We start from the raw sequence: 18,038 nt of genomic DNA, 5'->3' as shown, positions 1-18,038 counted from the left end.
TATCTTAACGCAATCATCCCCCTCCCGAAAACCCACCGATAACGAATTTATTTTCCTGAACATTATATTTATTCATAACTTCTTTAAATGTAACATTAAGAAAATCGAGAGCTAATTGATCATCATCCAAGCCGCGGTCATTATTAATGGATAATACGACTGTTAAAATATTGTTTTCTGAAGCAGACTGTATTAATTTCTTATTGCAGCTAATTACACTTTCTGCATTTTCGCCAGAAGATGGGAGCAAAATCAGCGCGCCTTTTATATTATCTTTTGGTGCAATAGTATAGTAAAAAAGGGATTTAGAATTTCCATCGTTCACATAAATATCTGTACTATCTAAAAATGCAGTCGTATGCTTTTTAAGTTTTTTTAAAAGTACATCATCTATATTCAAAAACTCATCGTCAATATAATTTCCTTCCAGTTTAAGCCCCGTAGAGAAAGTCCGGGTTCCTTTACCTTGCAATACCCCGTTAATAAAATTTCCGGCCGTTTCTCCATTCCCTAAATAAGTATATTTACCAATACCATTTGGTCTGCCTTTCTGCATTACACCTATGTAACGTGCCGTTTCTTGACCATTTTGATGCCAAATTAAAGTTCCTGGCCCTTCTGCAAAATTATTTTTACAGGCTCCTTTCCATGTAACTCTGTCATGTGGTGAATAATCTTCATCCCAAACCTTACAGCCGGTTTTCGAATCTTTAATGTATGCGCCAGTTACTTGTTGTCCAAATGTAATCAGGGAATTTATGAACATTATTAATGTAAAAAGATATTTCATCAGAATTGAAAATGAATTTAAATATACTATTGGTGACTTGTAAAATAAATGAATATTAAGAAAGGACTAATATAAACTATTTAAAAGAAGCAAATACAGGACACAGAAGAAAGTTAAAATAGTTTCAATACTATGATTTTAGTCCGTTTTGGAATGAAAAATTCCAATACATATTTTTCATTATTCCTCAATATATGATATGTTTCAGAGATGTAGTAATGGAAAATATGAGAGTTTGCATATTTGTGTACTATTATTGTGATGAACTCTGCTTTTTTCTGTTTTTCATAAACTCATTCCGTTATTGAAACCAGATTTTTAGTTTTTGATGGTGAGTAAATGATAAAAGATATTGGTGCCTTAAGTATTCAATGTCTACGGAATGTTTTCTCTTTGAGGTAACTGGTCCATATAACTTATAACTAAGAGACAATATAAAGTAGAGGATGGTATCTTCGTTTTGTGAGGCGGTTTAACAGAGCTGTATCAGAAATTTAAAACTTATAATTGGATCAAAAATTTGATCTAAAGGTTTAAGGTAAACCGTAACAGTAGGTAACGAAGTAAATGTTTGAGGCCAGTAAATGTTGTAAAATACTTTGATAGATATGCATTTGTGAATATGAGAGTCCGGGAGACTAGAAGACTCATAATCTTTTGGTCCCTGGTTCGAGCCCAAGTGGCCCCACTTTTCTATCTCATCAGCCAAGGCTATTGCGCATCTCCAAATGTTAATGAAGTTTGGTTCTTCATTTTGTGTTATCTCTTGCTAGTCAGATTGATGACTCTGCTACAAGTCTGCCAGCAGCAGATTTGAAATCAAGAAAAAATTATCCCGTCCGGCAAAGAGACAACCGAGGTTTTTATTCCGGATAATCCGAAAATCAATCGGGATCCCTAACGTGATACCCCAAAAAAATTAGCGCATACAGGTATTTCAGTTCCATGGAGATTCCTGAACTGCCTGATACCGTACCTCGCCTGGTCAGGCGAATGACCATTACCGGGTTTCCTGCCGGAAGTACCTTGGAGAAAGAAGTAGCGAACATTGGGAGCCTTTTATTACCCGAATCTCAGGTCATTTAACCCGAAAAAATAACTGGTTTAAAGGTCAATGGCTAACATTAAAAAAAGCTTTAAATCTTCTAGTTTATTTTATTGGTTTACAAACCATTCTTTGAAGGCCCAATCCGCATTATAATTTAAAAGCCCAGATAACATTTTTATTTAAGATGAAGTACTGTGCGACCGCAATCGCCGATGAATGGGAGTATTTCATCCTGTGCCTTTCTATCGCGTTCGATGGACCTAAAGGAAATAGGAAACTTTAGAAAGATCAATTATCCCCTTATCAATGTGTCTAACTATTTGTATAAAAAGAAGCCTTTCAGCCCCAAAAAATAATGTTCTGTCACCAGCATTTTTAAAAGGAACAAAAAAGTTGGTTATTTCTTGAAAAAAATGAAAATGAATGCTAGTAAAATAGAGTTAGAGTTATATCCAGTGATAATCGTTAGGACACCAGCTTTAACCCTTGAAGAAAATCTTGAAAATGTAGGTGAGAAACTGAAAAGTTATATCAAAGATGCATCCCCCGACTTTTACCGGCTGATCAAAGATTTACCTGCAGCCGAATTAGAAAATCTGGAGTCAAAAATATCATTTTCCTATTACAAATATTTTAATAGGGCAAAGTATAGGCCAACACCTTTTGGTCCGTTCGCTGCTGTTACACTTGTTCCGGTGGTGGCGTCAGAAAAAAGGAATGAAGTTGAAATTGGTCAAGCAATGTACATCCATCGTTTCAGAGATTGGGATGATAAGGATAAATTTTTGGAAGAAAATAACTCTTTATCAAAAGTGAAGTCCTTTCATACTAATGTCACAGTTTATAAAGCAGGGGCATGCCTTCGCTACATTACAATTGTCAACGCTCATTTTCAGATTGAACAGGTGGATATTTTCCCTGAATTGTTGTTAATAATTGAGTGTTGCCGGGATAAATGTCAAAAATCAGTATTATATGATGAAATAGCTCTACGATTTGAATTGACCACAGGCAAAATTACCCAGCTATTAAAACGATTAATTTCTATACAACTCTTGTTTACCGATCTGGCGCCAAATATTACAGGAACCGACTATTTTTTTCGACGTGGCTTACCTGTGCATAAGGATTTGAAAACCACGTATGTAATTTCAGAACGAAAAACATTTTCAGGAAACTACAACGATCCGGCTATTGCTTTACTGCCTGAATTGATTAACCATCTGAATACTCATTTGCCTTATGCTCAGAACATACATATAGAACGGTTCAAAAAAGCATTTATTAATAAATTCGACAGGCAGAGTGTTCCGCTTGCTGTAGCCTTGGATCCTGAAATAGGTGTCGGTTATGCTAATCTTGCTGTAAATGCTCAAAACTCTGAATTTGATAAGGTATTTCGCATATCAAGAAAAGATCGACAAAAACAACAATTTAATAATCAATATCTGATCTATGCATTAAGTAAGTCGTCTGAAAAAGTTGTGCGAATGGAAGATTACTGCGGATCAGCCGAAACTAATGGGGCGCAGCTGCCGAACTCTTTTAGTATCCTTTACCATAAATACAAAGATAATGCCGTGATTGATCTGGCAGGCGGTGGTTCTGCAAATACCTTAATCGGCCGTTTTACAATGTGCGGTGAAGAATATTATAGACTGGGTAAGGAGATTGCAAAAATTGAACAGGATGCGAACCCTTTGGTTTATTTTTTTGATGTTGCTTACCAGGCTGAAAAGCATGTAGATAATATTAACAGAAGACGAAGACTTTACGCTTCTGAATTACCACTGTTGTCATGGTCGGAAGATACCCAGCCTTTGAATTTGGATGATCTGGAAATATCAGTGATTAATGACACTATTATACTATTCTCAAAGAAATTAAAAAAAAGACTGGTGCCCATAATCCCAACGGCATACAATTACTACCGTTCTGACCTCAGTATCTACCGTTTTCTTTCTGACCTTCAACATCAAAGTATTCGAACAGACTTTTCATTCCCACTTAAAACATGTTTTTCGGATTTAGACCATTATCCCAGGATATGTTACAAGAATTTCATCCTTAATCCAGAAACCTGGCTTATTCCTAAGGAGATCATGAACTACGCAAAAAAGACGAATATCTCTGCTTTTACTGAAAAGTTATCTCATTGGTTCCGTGATAAGGGAATTATTAAGCATTTTAAAACAGGTTCAGGTGACCAGACACTCACTTTTGATCCTAATGATAGGCAAGATGTAATGGCATTTTCCAGGTATTGTTGTCAACATCATGAAAACATGATTTATATAGCCGAGGCGCTGATAGATAAAAGGTCAGGAATAGTAACGGAAAAGGGAGAGGCATATGCAGGGCAAATGCTGCTAAGTATTTACCATCAAAATCAAGTTTATGAAGGGGTAGAACCGCCTTTAAAACCGAACGCAAAAACTAAGCGACGACTTCCTCCTATAAACGATTGGCTATATCTTGAGGTTTTTTGCCATGAATTGAGAAGCAACGAAATTTTGATAAAAAACCTTAAAGCGTTCTTTAAAGTTTGCAAAGCATATTTAAAAAGATGGTTTTTTATTCGTTATACTCAAGATGGTAATCTTCTCAGAATCAGGTTTCAATTAAAGGATCATAGACATAGCTTATTTGTGCTAACTGAATTTACAAAATGCCTGGAAGCGCAGTGGGATAGTGGCCTGGTCTCTGACTTACAGATTAAAACATATAATAGGGAACTCGAACGCTTTGGAGAGAGTATCGAAAATGTGGAAGATTTTTTTTATCAGGATAGCAAGTTCGCTCTAAATATTCTCCAGCTGAAAAGTAATTCTTATAGCATAAAATATTTTGCTATCAGGTCAATGACAACACTTATTAAAATTGCTTTCGCAAGTCAGGATGATCAGTTAGATTTTGTATCCGCCATGGCAACTGAATTTGCTAAAGAATTCAATTTTAAAAAAGCCGATTATAAGTTATTCAATAGTGAATATGAAACGCAAAAAACATACTTGATCCCAAAATCCACCGACTTTAACATGCCCGTAAAACAAATAAAATTGTTTTATCAAATTGTCCAGAATTACGCTGTTGGCAAGAGTAGGTATCTTATTGTTGCAGACTTAATACATCTTCACATCAATCGATTATTTGCGGAAAACCAACGCATGCACGAAGCTATTCTTTATCAGTTTCTTCAGAAAGAGATGAAAAGGTCCATGCATTTGTTAATAATGAAAGAGGCAGGTCGAGCCTGACATAAAAAAAATCATTCTCGTCTACCTGATGAGTGAGGATGACCTTTTCCCCGTAAGCATTATGCAATCGTTTTTGAATGTTTTTTAAACCAGTACCTGATCGGCCTGATGGTATCATCTTCTTAATAGCATTACGGGTTTCGATAATGAGGCTCGTGTTATCTGTGTAAATACTAATTTCAGCCTTTTGTTCTGCGTCATCTAAAATGCCATGCTTGAATAAATTCTCTGCAAGTGTGAGGAGTACCAGAGGAATTATGGAGATGTCTCTTACCTCATCGCTAACATTAAGATCAATAAATAGGGGTTTTCGTATCTGATGTAGATATAACAAGTTTTCCAGTTGTTCTATTTCATCATCTATTATTATATAATTGCCTGCCTGATTAGCATCTATAGCAAACCTCATCATTGATCCCAAAGCTGCAATCGCTTCTGCTAATTGCGGAGAGTTTTCAGATACATTATGATATAAATAGTCTAGCGTATTGAAAAAAAAGTGTGGATTTATCTGTGCCATTAAGAAGGCGTTTTGGGCTTGTGTTCGTTCTTCTTCTACTACACGCCGTATAAGTATTTCTTGAAAATTTTGTTTTTCAAGTTCTAATGACCGCTTCTTTTCTTGAATAAATGTCCTTAGGTAATAAAAGCCCGTGGAGAACCCTAAAAAATATAAACCCCTGTACAACGTCCGCATTGTATAGGGAACTGTTAAGGCAAGCGGACCATGATTTTTTAAGAAATCTAATTTTATTAAAAGTTTATCCAATAAGTATGATAAAATAATAAAAGTGCCAATTTCTAAAGCTGTTAATAATGGAGCTTTCCATACCGCATGTTTCGGCTTGGCTAATGCGATTGGCCAGGTAAATATTGAATGGGTATAAAACAGTAGGATGATTAATGTATAGTGTGTAATATAAGTTACCGGATGTCCAAAAATCCCGGAAGAAAGTCCGATTACTACACTTTCCCATATAATGAAGAGAGTCCATGATATTAAATGAACCTTATATCTGTTAAACCATTCATTAGCAGTCTTTATCCCCATTTTAATTGTCTTTGAGTACAATTTTGTCCTTTCTGTCATAAAATTTTACAAAAGTTCATATTAGATAACATCTTTAACCAAAAAAAACATGAAAAAAAAACACTTCAAAATTTCCAGAACCAAATTATTTGCATTTAGTAATGCAAACTCGGTTAGTCGTTCATCAAATGAGACTGATCCTACAACAACTATGATCACTTCCACGGTGACCGGGGTTTTATTTGTTAAAAAGTAAAAATTTATTGCAGGACATTTATTTATGTCCTGCATTTTAAAACTTTATCAGAAAGAAAGGCAGCAAAGTCTTTTTTGTAGTAGTCTCCAACTGTAATCTCCAGTTTTCCGCCTGTCATTTTTAACGTATTTCCATGTATAGATTCAATATAATATTTTGATATAATAAAACTACGTTGAAATTGTGCAAAACCTTCATAATTTTTCAATATACTCGACATTTGCGAAAGGGTTAAGTGTGTAAGCACCTGATTAAAGGTCGTATAAATCATCACATAATTTTGTTTGCTTTCTACAGCTATAATGTCCTTTATGAAAATTTTGACTTGTCTAAGTTCATCATTCTTGTTCTTCGCAAAAAAAAAATCGTCTCCTGGCGCTTTAGGTTGCTTTGCCAATTCTTTAGGAAAGAGGGCGCCAATGGTGCTGGCAAACTTTGAAAGACTATAAGGTTTCAATAAATAGCCGTCAGCTTGAACCTCGAACGCGTCATAGGCAAAATCTCTATGAGCCGTACTAAAAACAAGCTTCTTGGTTTTACATCTGATTTTTTGGGATAGATCGATACCCGATATCAAAGGCATTTTAATATCAAGAATTATCAAGTCTACGTATTCCTCGCCCGATAGAAAAGTTAGGGCTGTAACGGGATTCTGAAAGGAATGTATCAACCTAAGGTAAGGAAGTGATTTTACATATTCGCTAAGCCATTTGATAGCATATTCTTCGTCGTCAATAATAATGCAGTTATAGGTTTTCATATAAAAAGATTTTAACAATCTATTATCGATAACTAAAACTTTAACATTTTTTGCTATAATTTAATTAAATTACATATTGTATTGATTAAAATTAACTTGATTGCAAAAATGTTAAATTGCATAATAATAGATGATGAACAGTTTGCTGTTGATGCCCTGCTTAAATACATCAAACTTGTTCCAAGAATAAGTGTAATAGGGGTGTATCTAAAGCCTGAAGCAGCATTAGATAAAGTTGATAGCCATCAAAGTATTGATATCATATTTATGGACATCGATATGCCAAATATTTCGGGAATTGAGCTTGCCGGACTATTACGATCAAAAACAAAAAGACTTATTTTTACAACCTCGCATTCGCGATATGCATTTGACGCTTATGAAGTTGCAGGTGATTCATTTTTGCTAAAGCCTTATACTTTTGTCAAATTCGCAGCTACTATTGACAGATTATTTCCCATTATACCTGGTTCTAAAATAACGGAAAACCACTTTTTAGTAAAAAATAAGGATGAAAATTTAAGAATTGTTAAGGTTGCGTATGATGATGTCATTGCATTTGAAAGCATTCATAATTATGTTAAAATTCACATGATTGAAAATAGAATTTTAACAGTATACTTGACTTTAGCGGACATCAAAGAGCTAACTCAAAAGCGAAAAGAATTTAAACAATTTCACCGTGCATTCATCATTTCCACCGAGCATATTAACTATATAGAAGGCTCTTCAATCTATTTAAACAACAATCTTAAAATTAGTATCGGTGAGACCTATCGGGAGAATTTTTTAAATTATCTTTCTTTTCAACTGGTTAAAACGACCAGAAACAAGCATTAAAATATAATTCAGCCCAAAGATTAAAATTATGTTATTCACAGGAAGATTTAACCGGAAATAAAGAGGTTAAAACGGTTAAAGACAAAAGTCTTATCAATTTTACCGTAGCCATTAACGAAAAATGAAAGAACAAAGCGGGCGAAAAAAAGGGAAAAGCCATGTTCGTTAATTAAACCTATTGGCGCAATACCGACCTTGCCGAGTACCTCCGCAAAGGCGCAGTAGTAGAGATTTCCAGGTGGGTGGAAGCACAAGCCTACCAAAGCCAAACCAAAGGTTTGCAGTCAAGATTAATTTGCACCTGCGATACTATTAAACTGTTTTCAGTAACCGGCAAAAGCGAACAGGCAACAGAGGTAAAGCCTAAACAAGCGGTAACAGCGGGCGCAGGTAATCAATCCGAGGATGACGACCGCGGCGCTGTCCTTATTGGTTAACAGGTAATTGGCTTTGCTATTTATGATGTATTAGTCTATACGACGTTCCTTTATCGTGAAATAAATCAGACCGGGGCTGGTTATGTCCCAAGTTCAAGTTGGTTCTTTACAAGATTATAATAATCCTTTCGTGTTGAAACCAAATGCTTGTGGTTACCTTGTTCTGCTATCTGACCTTTCTTTATGACAATGATTTGATCTGCATTTTTAACTGTAGACAAACGATGTGCAATAATGATAACAGTTTTTCCCTCGAAAAATCTCTGTAGATTTTGATGAATCACCCGCTCGTTTTCGGCATCTAAAGCAGATGTAGCTTCGTCAAATAAAATGAAATATGGATTTTTATAAATAGCTCTTGCCATTAAAATGCGTTGCTTCTGCCCGCCGGAAATTCCGTTACCGGCGGCACCAATTTTAGTATTGAGCCCGAGGGGCAGTTCATCTATGAACGATTTTAAATTAGCGATTAAAATAGATTCGTTGAGCCATTCATAATTTATATCATCGTCTCCTGTAACGATATTTCGTTCAATCGTGTCTGAAAAAATAAATCCATCCTGCATTACAACGCCACAATTCTTTCTTAAACTTTCTGCAGAAATATCCTTAAGGTTTAAATGATTAAATATAATTTCACCACTTACAGGTTCATAAAACTTTAAAAGCAATTTCATCAGGGTAGTTTTTCCACTTCCGCTTGCCCCGACTATAGCTGTTACTTTTCCTTCGGGTATAAAAAGGTTAATATCTTTTAACACATAAGATGATTGCGGCCCTTCATACTGAAAGGAAACGTTGTTGAAATATATGCCCTTTTGTATGCCATTTTGATAAAGAAATTTTTCACTCATTAAAGGTGCCTGGCCGGCTTTTTCTTCTTCTGGATGTTCCTGCACTTCATTAAGCCTTAAAAGACTTAATTTTGCATCCTGTAAAGATTTAAGAAAAGTGATCACCTGACTTATAGGACCGCTCATTTGACCGATAATATAGGATATACTTAAAAGAGCGCCCAACGTCATCCGTCCCTGAATAACAAACGTTGCCGAAAGAAACGTTACAAGAATATTTTTGAACTGATTAATGAACTCAAAACCAAACATTTGAATTTGATCTAATTTCAAAATCCTGATGTTAATTTTAAAAAGTTTATCCTGTATTAACTCCCACTTATCTCTTTTATAGGCTTCGAACTGATTGAGTTTCATTTCAGAAACACCATTGATAATCTCATAGATCGATTCCTGGCTCTCGCTTTTTTGTTGAAAACGAAAATAATCCAACATCTTTCGATTTTTCATCCAGTATATCGACCAGAGAATAGAAGCAGCAGTTAAAATAAAATAAACTAACAGTATCCTATAATCGTAATACCACAATACACCAAAAAATACAGAAAAAGTTATCGTGGAAAAAAGTATAAGCAGGCTTTGAGAAGTCAAAAACTGCTCTATTCGCTCATGATCTTGAATGCGCTGATTGAAGTCGCCGGTTATTTTTGTTTCAAAAAAACCAATTGGCAACTTCAAAAGCTTTTTAAGGAAATTCGAAATAATTTGAATATTAATTCTTGTGCCAACGCCGAGAACAATCCAGTTCCGTAAAATGCCAAAGACAACATTTCCCAAAAAGCACGCCAATTGAGCAAGCAAAATATAACCAACAATATTTAAGTTTTTTTTATTTACGCCGTCGTCTATCAGTTTTTGAGTAAGAATTGGGAAAACCAATGTGGTTAAAGTGCCCAGCAGCAATAATAGAAACATCCAGAACACCTGTCGTTTGTGGGGTTCTAAATATTTAAACAAAAAGCCCGCCGACAATTTCTGCTCAGGAATATTTTCTTTTGTATAAAACCCGGTTCCGGGCGTAAGGAAAAGTACTATTCCCTTATCTCCCTTTGTGATCCACCCTTTTAAAAACTTCTCCTCTGTTAAAGTAATAAAGCCATAGGCCGGATCTGCAATTAAATATTTGTTTTTATGGGTGAATAAGTTCTTTGATATTTTGTATAAAACAACAAAATGATTTTGATTCCAATGAATTATGCAGGGCATTTTAACCTCGTTATTTTTTGCCCCCAAGGTGTTCAGCGTCAATTTTGCGGAAAAATGATCAAGCCCAATAAATTCACCCGCTTCACAAATTCCCTGAAGGCTAACACCTTTGCGGTTAAGAAAACTTTTGCTTCTTAAAAATCTCAAATCGTAATCCCTGCCATAAAAAGACGCTATCATGGAAAGACAGGCAGGACCGCAATCAAAACTATCATATTGCGCACAAAACTTTTTTTTCATAGCTAGTTTATCCTACAGCGTCAATTCCAATACATTTTTGGCGTATATCTTCAATATCTCCATATCAATAGTAGTTTCTCCCGAAATCAACAAGCCATTTTCCGGATAAATCATTCGTTGTAAAATCTGGAATTGTAGAAAAGATGGAACATCAGGAGAAAAAATTGTTTCTATCGGCACGACCGCAGTAAAGTCCTCCTGTTCATAATTACCATTTATAACGAACAATATCATTTGTTTAAGATTAGGGATAAGATCATTGTCCAGATCTGAGCACTGTAAGTCCAGTGCTAACTTTTCAAGCACCGCCACCTTTACTGAGGTAGATAACAACGTATCCTTCCTGGTTTTTAAAAGCAGAAATTTAAATATGCTGTTCACGTAAAAATGCAAAACATCTAATTGCTCGTTCCGGGAGTGTGTTCGGAGCGATGAGAAATTTATTGGCCCCGACGGATAACCAATTGTGTAAGAAAGTAAATTTAACACGATAGATACTGCCTGGTCAACTTTACCTACATTCATATAAACCTTAAACAGATTTAGATATTGTTCAAGGGATGCTATTTTACAATCTTCAATTCCGTGGTCAATTAATACTTGTAATAACTCTATACTTCTTGTTAAATGCAATTCAGCCAGGTCGAAATTTTCATTGACGTAATCAAGATACGCCAGCATAGGTAAGTGTATGGACTCCATACCAATTCCTGCAATTTGGTTAGTGTATGTCAGGTTGAGCTTTTCCAATCCCTTTAAAGCAAGGTTGGCTACATTCATTTGACTTCGCCTCGCCCGGCTTAGGATTTTTTTAATTTCCTCAAAATGAAATAATATGTTCATTCTTTCATCTGCAGAAACCTCACCCAAAAGTTTATTGTGGATAGAGTAAAAGACATGATTTTTGTCTAAATTGTGCTTTTGAATATAGTCTAGGCCAATAATTGATTGTAGATGATCTGATAACGAAGTATTCATGAGGTCAGTTTTTATGGGCTTCTAAATTAATTCAGTAATATTCTCGGTATTGTTTAGCAAATGCTGTAATATCAACCTGTCGCCACCGTTAAATTTGAATGATGGACATGCCGGTTTACTGTTATACCAATCCTTCGGACATCCTCCGCCACAAACAGGGAAGTACGTACAGTTTGGACACCAGGAAATATTGTTTTTTATGTCTTTGAACCAATTACGAGGGATAGCCTCCTTATTATCAGTTTCGGGAGGGAGCTTTAAATTGCCTATTTTAAATTCCGGGCTTTCGAATGCCGGGGTGATAGGTAATTCATAACAGGCAAATATGTTACCATACGCATCGAAGACCTCGGCGCTTTGATCAACTACCATACAAGGCGAAAACTGCCTTGACGGTACGATACCGTTTATCTTGAAACCTTTAGATGCTGCAAATAAATACCATTCAATTTCTTTTTCAGCAAAGAAATCATTTGAAAGACTGTCGTTTGAAGCACCATTTCCTCCCCAGTCAAGAATGGCGGCAAAAGTTAGCCCGACGTTCTTTTCATGAACTCGCTTTTCTGCCAGCAAATTAATTAAGTCAGGAATGCTCTGATAGTTTGTACTATCGATATTCATTCTTATCTCAACAAAACATCGATTAGTTTTAAACTCCTCCAGGTCTAATAAATCTAAGAGGTTAGTAAGAATGATATCAAAGGTTCCATTAGCGTCTACTTTAGTTACCCGTCTTTTATCATGGAACTCCTTCATTCCGTCGATGGTGATCTGAAAATAAGTTACCTTGCAGTCATTGATCAGTTCTAATGAAATATTTTTCTTTAAGCTTACAGCGTTAGTAACAATTTTACAGTTATAATACCATTTTTCTTCATTACATAAATCTATAAACCTTGAACTCAGCTTCTTGATCTGGCTGTATCCCATTAATGGCTCACCACCGAACCAGGTGATGTTGAGAGAATCAATTCTCTTTTTTGATGACATGTGTGAAATCCGATCCATTATTTTAGGGATCAAATCATCGTTCATGGTATGCTTGGCATGAGACTGCCCGCAATAATGACATCCCAGCTGACAATTTGCTGTTGGTTGAATTACAAAAGACAATGAATTGTTGTCCTTTTCTGCTTCTATATTTTGGTTTAAGATCGTTTCGAATTCGTTTTCTTCATCCGGAACTATAATTTCTGTTTTGAAGAGTGTTTGAAGAACAGGCGATTTCAGCTCTTTAAAATCATTTCCCTTTATTGAATTGTAAAGTGAATCCGATATCATCAAAGCCTCACCGGTACGTGTTGAATAAGCAATTCGTTTGGAATCTTCTTGTGTATCATCCAAGACATCACTGAAGATCAGATATTTTGATACTTTATACATCGTAATAAAATTTAGATGTTATGTGAAAGAAATTAATGGGCCGCAACACGCGGCCCATTATGTAGCTATGGATCAACCCCATGTTCCACATGAACCACCCCAGGTGGTGCAAGCCCCACCCCAGGTACCACAGTCTTTAACCACGCTTTCCTGAGTTCCGCCTACTATCCTGAAGGCTTCTTCGATAGTAATTGGCTCAAGGTCAGAACCTTGTGACGCATTCTCAACACTGTTGAATTTTTGTAGAGCGTCTTTCAGCATTTTGCTTTTCATTGTTTAAAAGATTTATGTTAAATAATTGGCTAAAGTTTTACATTGTTAAGCCTGCGTTGAATGTCTATCTTAATCATAAACTGTGCTTTACTAAACCATCAAAAGAACCCGAACTAATTCTATGTAGCCCTTTGATTTTCTTCAAAATTTCCTTTTTTTCGATTTTCTTTAATATTTCTGTTTCCAAAATTGTATGTCATGCCAATAACTACCTTTCGTGCATCGTAATAGTTATTAAAGCTTCTTATATAATTATCATTGTACATTTGGCCTCGGCTCAAATTTGTTCGCAGGATGTCGTAAACGCCAATATTGATCACCAGTGCCTTTTGCAATGTTGTATAGTTAAGCGCGGCACTTAGATTTGAAGCGCCTTTCCAATGGATATTAATATCATTTCTTGGCAGATTTTGCCAAAATCCGATGTTCATTTTGAAAGTTTTCTTTTGATTCAGGAAAACATTATTTTGGATATTGTAATAAAATGAGGTGCCACTTTGGCCTAAGTATTGTTGGATGAAACTGTGTGAATGCTGATACTCAAAATCACCGGTAGCCTGTACCTGCCACCATGGCGTTAACGATTTGTAATAAGTAATGTAAAGTCCTGCACTACTCTTGTTGAAGAAATTATCAATCGCGGTGTAATTGTCTCCTGCAGCATCTAAGCCGAAAATGCTTGAATATCCATTTTTTTCATATTGCCAAAATGCGTTAATCGAAAAATTGTCTTTAGAGTAAGAAAGCTCAAAATTATGATTGATCGACGGATTTAAAAGCGGATTGCCGACAGAATACACGTTTGAATTGGTGAACAATTTATATGGATTTAATGATTGAAAATCTGGCCGGTTAATTCGTTTGGTATAATTCAGGGAATAAACCCCATGCTCCTTTGTTGTATAGGTGATATAGAAAGAGGGAAAGAACGAACCTAAAGACTTTTTGATCTTTTCACCCAGCACTAAATCAACCTGGGAATTTTCGTACCTTAAACCGCTGCTAATTTCAAGTTGTTGGCTTACCTTCTTAGCCAAAGTTAGGTAAGCGCTGTAAATTTTCTCATCATAGGCAAAGTTATTTGATTGGGTCGCAGTGTTTAAGCTGGTACTTAAATCCTGATAAAGACTGTTTTCGATTTTAGTAAACTTTACGCCTGTTTCAACATTTACAACTCTATTCGGCAGGTTCAAATCTGATTGGCCAGACCATATTTGATATCTGACATCATTATCGGTTTTAGTAAAGTTAAATTGAGGGTTGTTTAAAATCTCAAAATAGTTCGGCTCCTTTTTGAAATTGTTAAGATAATTTGTGGATAAAGATAGTTTCCTTTCTGAACTGTCTTTACCAATTTTAACCTCATAATTGATATTGGCTATATGTGATTGGATTTTTCGTTCTCTTTGAACGTTTGTTAAGATCGATGAATCGTTTTTTACAGATGTTGCGGGATAATACGCGGAACTTGAAATTTCGATATCTGATTTTCGGGGCCGAAAATCATAAGAAACCCATAATTTGGATTTACTGCTAGCTGTATAGGTTGTGTTTAAGCTGATAACATAGTCATGCTTAATATCCGTTCGGTCATTTTTTTGCAGCAATAAGTATTCGTTATCAGCATTTTTGATATCAAAATTTTCGTAGGGAATTGCTTTATCATAATTGACACCCAGATTTCCTGTAATTCCCAATTTATTGGTTTGGTAGTTAAGTGTGGTATTTATATTGTCTGATCCATATTTACGTTGTGAATAAGTATTGCTAACTGTTCCGCTAAGACCCTTATTTTTATTTTTTTTTAAGATAATATTAATAATTCCCGAATTTCCTACCGCATCATATTTTGAGGGGGGAGCTGTAATAATTTCAATTTTCTCGATGTTGTCAGATCTTAGAGATTTTAAATAATTAACGATGTCTTCTCCCTGAAGCGGTAGCAACCGACCGTCAATCATCATCGCTACCTGGCTTTTGCCAACGATTTTTAGGCTATTTTCATCTCTTGTATCAATGAGCGGAGTCATGGCTAATGCCTCAAAACCACTAATGCCAGATGATGCCGGAGAATTAGAAAGGTTAAAAACCAGGCGGTCAACCTTTCGTTCAATAAGTATCTTCTGACCGGTGACGGTTATGGCATTAAGCTGGATAGGTGATTCAACATTAATTTGACCAAGATCAGTATTGTCGCTGAGCACCATTCTTTTTTTGAATATCTCCCGCCCTACCTGTTTCAATAATAATACATAATCTCCTCGTGGGATTGTTAAGGAAAAAAAGCCTTTCTCGTTACTAAATGTTTGTCTGAGTTGATGGAGGGAATCAATTTTTAAAACTGATACCGTAACAAAATCCAAAGGCTTTTGCCCCGATCCGACGACTGTTCCTGATAACTGTACGTCCTGAGCCATCGCTTTTCCGGAATTCACAAAAACAGTAAATAGGAGAAAAAGAAATACAGGACAGTGTTTGGTCATAGGATTAGAATTATGATACTCTAAAATATAAATATCATAAGGCTTTGAATCATTTTGAGCCTATTGTTCTAGCCCGAAAAAAAGCTTTTTCATCCCGAAAATTGAGGTTTTTAAAAAGATGGCTAATTACACTGGGCATTTTGGCAAAAATGGCAAGTCGTTCCGCATTTAAGCTGTCACCCCATTTCGCTTTAAAGTGACTACCTGTTCCAGGGCAAACTGGCTGGCCTAATCTTCTGATCAGCTTTTTCGCAACTCGTCTTCGATAACAATCTTTCGATTTCCGCATAAAATAAAGGCTCCTATACCTTCTAAGCATTTTTGTCATAATGAATGGCCAGATTTCCAGGTTTGGTCATTTGCTTCAGCTGTAGGTTATCATAATCATCTAGTGCAAAAGTAATTGATTTATAGTTATTTATTATCCCCTGAATCTCCTTGCTAACCAGTCGACCCATATCCTTTACCCAGTAAGATTGCTTTCGTTTATCGTCCACCAGTTCGCCATCAATGACATTCAGGTAATGATAAACTTGCTTATACCCCTCATTGATCGTAACCAGTAGTTGCTTTGAAGTATAAATCGTATCATAGGGCTCGTCACCTTTGAGATAAATTCGGAACGCCGAAGAAATATTAAGGTGGATCAATCCTAACACAAACGTATATTCCGCGAGTCTGCGTAGGTGATGCTGTTTATCGGATAATCATTTCCCATATTCTTCTGGCTATCGGGAAATATTAATGCTGCAGCATCAATCATTCTGATTGATGATTTTTTAGAGAAAAGAGTTCGCAAAGAAAATCAGCAATTTATAGTTGCTTCAAAAAGAACTAAATTCTGGAAATCATAGCAAGATAAAATGGAAAAATGGATTTGATTCATTTAAAATCCCAGTTAAACAGTCTGTGTTATATATTTTTATCTTTAAATAAAGCAGTGTTCTTATGATTCATCATAAGTTTTTTGTGGCTAAAACAGTTAGACTGTGATTTGCCTTTCAATTCCTGTATATTCGTTCATGCTTTTCCAATTTGGCCTGCGTAGTTCGCTTTTACTCATTTTTTTCACGCATCTAGTGGTTTATGCTTTTTTGTTTTGGAAACGCGGACACCAGCAGGAGCGTTTATCTGACAGGCTATTAGGTACATTTGTTTTTTTATCTGCGCTTTTTATATTTCCATGGATGTCTGGATTTGCGGGCTGGTATGATACGCAGCCTTATCGCGAAATCTTATTTTATACGCCATTCATCCATACACTATTTTTTGGTCCGCTGCTTTATCTTTATCTAAAAAGCCTGACCAATGTGCAATACCGTTTGCAAAAACGCGACTGGTTGCATTTTACACCCGGAATACTCTACATCATTTGGGCTTTAATTAAAGTGATTACGGATAAGTTGATTGTAGGACATTATTACCTGGAGAATGGGGAAACGGATCCGGATTTTGATAGCTGGTATAACTGGGGCTGGTCAGCCAGCTTAATAGTTTATTTAGTCCTATCCATACGCTATTATCGGCAGTATGTTGTTTTTTCATGGTACGAATTCTCTTTTGCCGATGCGGCAAGTTTTAAATGGTTGCGTAACTTCCTATATGCATTCGCCGTCCTGACCATTTTGCTCTTTTCGGAACATTTACTGGGTTTATTCATTAACCTGTTTTACATCAGGTCGTGGTATTATTTCTTTGCTTTCGCGATCATTACTTACTATATGGCAATCAGTGCCTATTCGGCCAAGCCGATCATTAAGCTGAATTTCGAGCCATCCTTGCTACTTACTTATCAACCTTTACTGATAGAAGAACCTATTCGCACAGTTGAAGACCAGAGCTGGATGCTGGGATGGATAGCCAGTATCGAAGTACTGATGGATGTCCAAAAGGTTTATCTGGAACCGGAATTAACCTTGACCGAACTTGCTAAAAAGGCAGGAACCAATGCTTCTGTATTGAGTAAGGTCATCAATAAAACCTATGGTCAAAATTTTAGTGATTATGTGAACCGTTATCTGGTCAAGGAAGTAATCCGTCTCTTGAAACAGCTGGAATATCAAAATTTCACCTTGCTGGCAGTGGCCTACGATGCGGGTTTCAATTCCAAATCTACCTTTAATCGTGCCTTTAAAAAGGAGACTGGTATGAGTCCAAAGGATTATCCAAAAGATTAGTAGTGCCAAATCATATTTTGAAGCGA

General features: G+C 35.9%; 14 protein-coding genes. 5 read left to right on the top strand and 9 right to left on the bottom strand.

The genetic code is table 11. From position 1 onward, the window contains the following. Nucleotides 1-13: 13 nt before the first annotated feature. Nucleotides 14-766 (bottom strand): hypothetical protein, encoded by a 753-nt coding sequence (locus FFJ24_RS12045; protein ID WP_168202465.1) that lies wholly within the window; start codon nucleotides 764-766, stop codon nucleotides 14-16. A 969-nt stretch (nucleotides 767-1,735) separates the two neighbouring features. Between FFJ24_RS12045 and FFJ24_RS26120 the strand changes: the two genes are divergently transcribed. Further along, the gene (locus tag FFJ24_RS26120) at nucleotides 1,736-1,876 is read left to right on the top strand and encodes a hypothetical protein (protein ID WP_168202464.1); all 141 of its coding nucleotides are present in this window, start codon (nucleotides 1,736-1,738) and stop codon (nucleotides 1,874-1,876) included. 375 nt (nucleotides 1,877-2,251) lie between these two features. Continuing rightward, entirely contained in the window at nucleotides 2,252-5,095 is a 2,844-nt protein-coding gene (locus FFJ24_RS12040) for a lantibiotic dehydratase (protein WP_145315339.1), read from the top strand. On the opposite strand, the gene FFJ24_RS12035 is transcribed toward FFJ24_RS12040, so the two are convergent. Next, nucleotides 5,016-6,185: a sensor histidine kinase gene (locus tag FFJ24_RS12035; RefSeq protein ID WP_138821725.1), complete on the bottom strand. Its 1,170-nt coding sequence runs from the start codon at nucleotides 6,183-6,185 to the stop codon at nucleotides 5,016-5,018. The two genes, FFJ24_RS12040 and FFJ24_RS12035, sit on opposite strands and share 80 nt — an antisense overlap. Nucleotides 6,186-6,403: 218 nt before the next feature. Beyond that, complete coding sequence (locus FFJ24_RS12030; RefSeq protein WP_138821724.1) at nucleotides 6,404-7,141, bottom strand: LytTR family DNA-binding domain-containing protein; 738 nt, start codon at nucleotides 7,139-7,141, stop codon at nucleotides 6,404-6,406. 81 nt (nucleotides 7,142-7,222) lie between these two features. Here FFJ24_RS12030 and FFJ24_RS12025 point away from each other — a divergent pair, with 81 nt between their 5' ends. After that, the gene (locus FFJ24_RS12025) at nucleotides 7,223-7,981 is read left to right on the top strand and encodes a LytTR family DNA-binding domain-containing protein (protein WP_246862798.1); all 759 of its coding nucleotides are present in this window, start codon (nucleotides 7,223-7,225) and stop codon (nucleotides 7,979-7,981) included. A 278-nt stretch (nucleotides 7,982-8,259) separates the two neighbouring features. After that, nucleotides 8,260-8,418: a hypothetical protein gene (locus FFJ24_RS26115; RefSeq protein WP_168202463.1), complete on the top strand. Its 159-nt coding sequence runs from the start codon at nucleotides 8,260-8,262 to the stop codon at nucleotides 8,416-8,418. 80 nt (nucleotides 8,419-8,498) lie between these two features. On the opposite strand, the gene FFJ24_RS12020 is transcribed toward FFJ24_RS26115, so the two are convergent. From FFJ24_RS12020 to FFJ24_RS11995, 6 genes are all read right to left on the bottom strand, one after another. Then, entirely contained in the window at nucleotides 8,499-10,718 is a 2,220-nt protein-coding gene (locus tag FFJ24_RS12020; protein ID WP_138821723.1) for a peptidase domain-containing ABC transporter, read from the bottom strand. A gap of 12 nt (nucleotides 10,719-10,730) precedes the next feature. Then, nucleotides 10,731-11,696: a hypothetical protein gene (locus FFJ24_RS12015; protein ID WP_138821722.1), complete on the bottom strand. Its 966-nt coding sequence runs from the start codon at nucleotides 11,694-11,696 to the stop codon at nucleotides 10,731-10,733. Between the two features lie 21 nt (nucleotides 11,697-11,717). Beyond that, nucleotides 11,718-13,079, bottom strand: coding sequence for a radical SAM/SPASM domain-containing protein (locus tag FFJ24_RS12010; RefSeq protein WP_138821721.1), 1,362 nt, complete (start codon nucleotides 13,077-13,079; stop codon nucleotides 11,718-11,720). Between the two features lie 72 nt (nucleotides 13,080-13,151). After that, nucleotides 13,152-13,352: a hypothetical protein gene (locus FFJ24_RS12005; RefSeq protein WP_138821720.1), complete on the bottom strand. Its 201-nt coding sequence runs from the start codon at nucleotides 13,350-13,352 to the stop codon at nucleotides 13,152-13,154. 119 nt (nucleotides 13,353-13,471) lie between these two features. Next, a complete protein-coding gene (locus FFJ24_RS12000) occupies nucleotides 13,472-15,835 on the bottom strand; it encodes an outer membrane beta-barrel family protein (protein ID WP_138821719.1) in 2,364 nt (787 codons plus the stop codon). A 311-nt stretch (nucleotides 15,836-16,146) separates the two neighbouring features. After that, nucleotides 16,147-16,485 carry a hypothetical protein gene (locus FFJ24_RS11995; protein WP_145315337.1) on the bottom strand — a complete coding sequence of 113 codons (339 nt, stop codon included), beginning with the start codon at nucleotides 16,483-16,485 and terminating at the stop codon, nucleotides 16,147-16,149. A gap of 537 nt (nucleotides 16,486-17,022) precedes the next feature. Here FFJ24_RS11995 and FFJ24_RS11990 point away from each other — a divergent pair. Continuing rightward, nucleotides 17,023-18,012: an AraC family transcriptional regulator gene (locus tag FFJ24_RS11990; RefSeq protein WP_168202462.1), complete on the top strand. Its 990-nt coding sequence runs from the start codon at nucleotides 17,023-17,025 to the stop codon at nucleotides 18,010-18,012. Nucleotides 18,013-18,038 lie beyond the last annotated feature (26 nt).

It is taken from the genome of Pedobacter sp. KBS0701 (genome assembly GCF_005938645.2).
In the GTDB taxonomy this organism is placed as follows: domain Bacteria; phylum Bacteroidota; class Bacteroidia; order Sphingobacteriales; family Sphingobacteriaceae; genus Pedobacter.
This window is presented reverse-complemented; position numbering and strand designations above follow the sequence as displayed.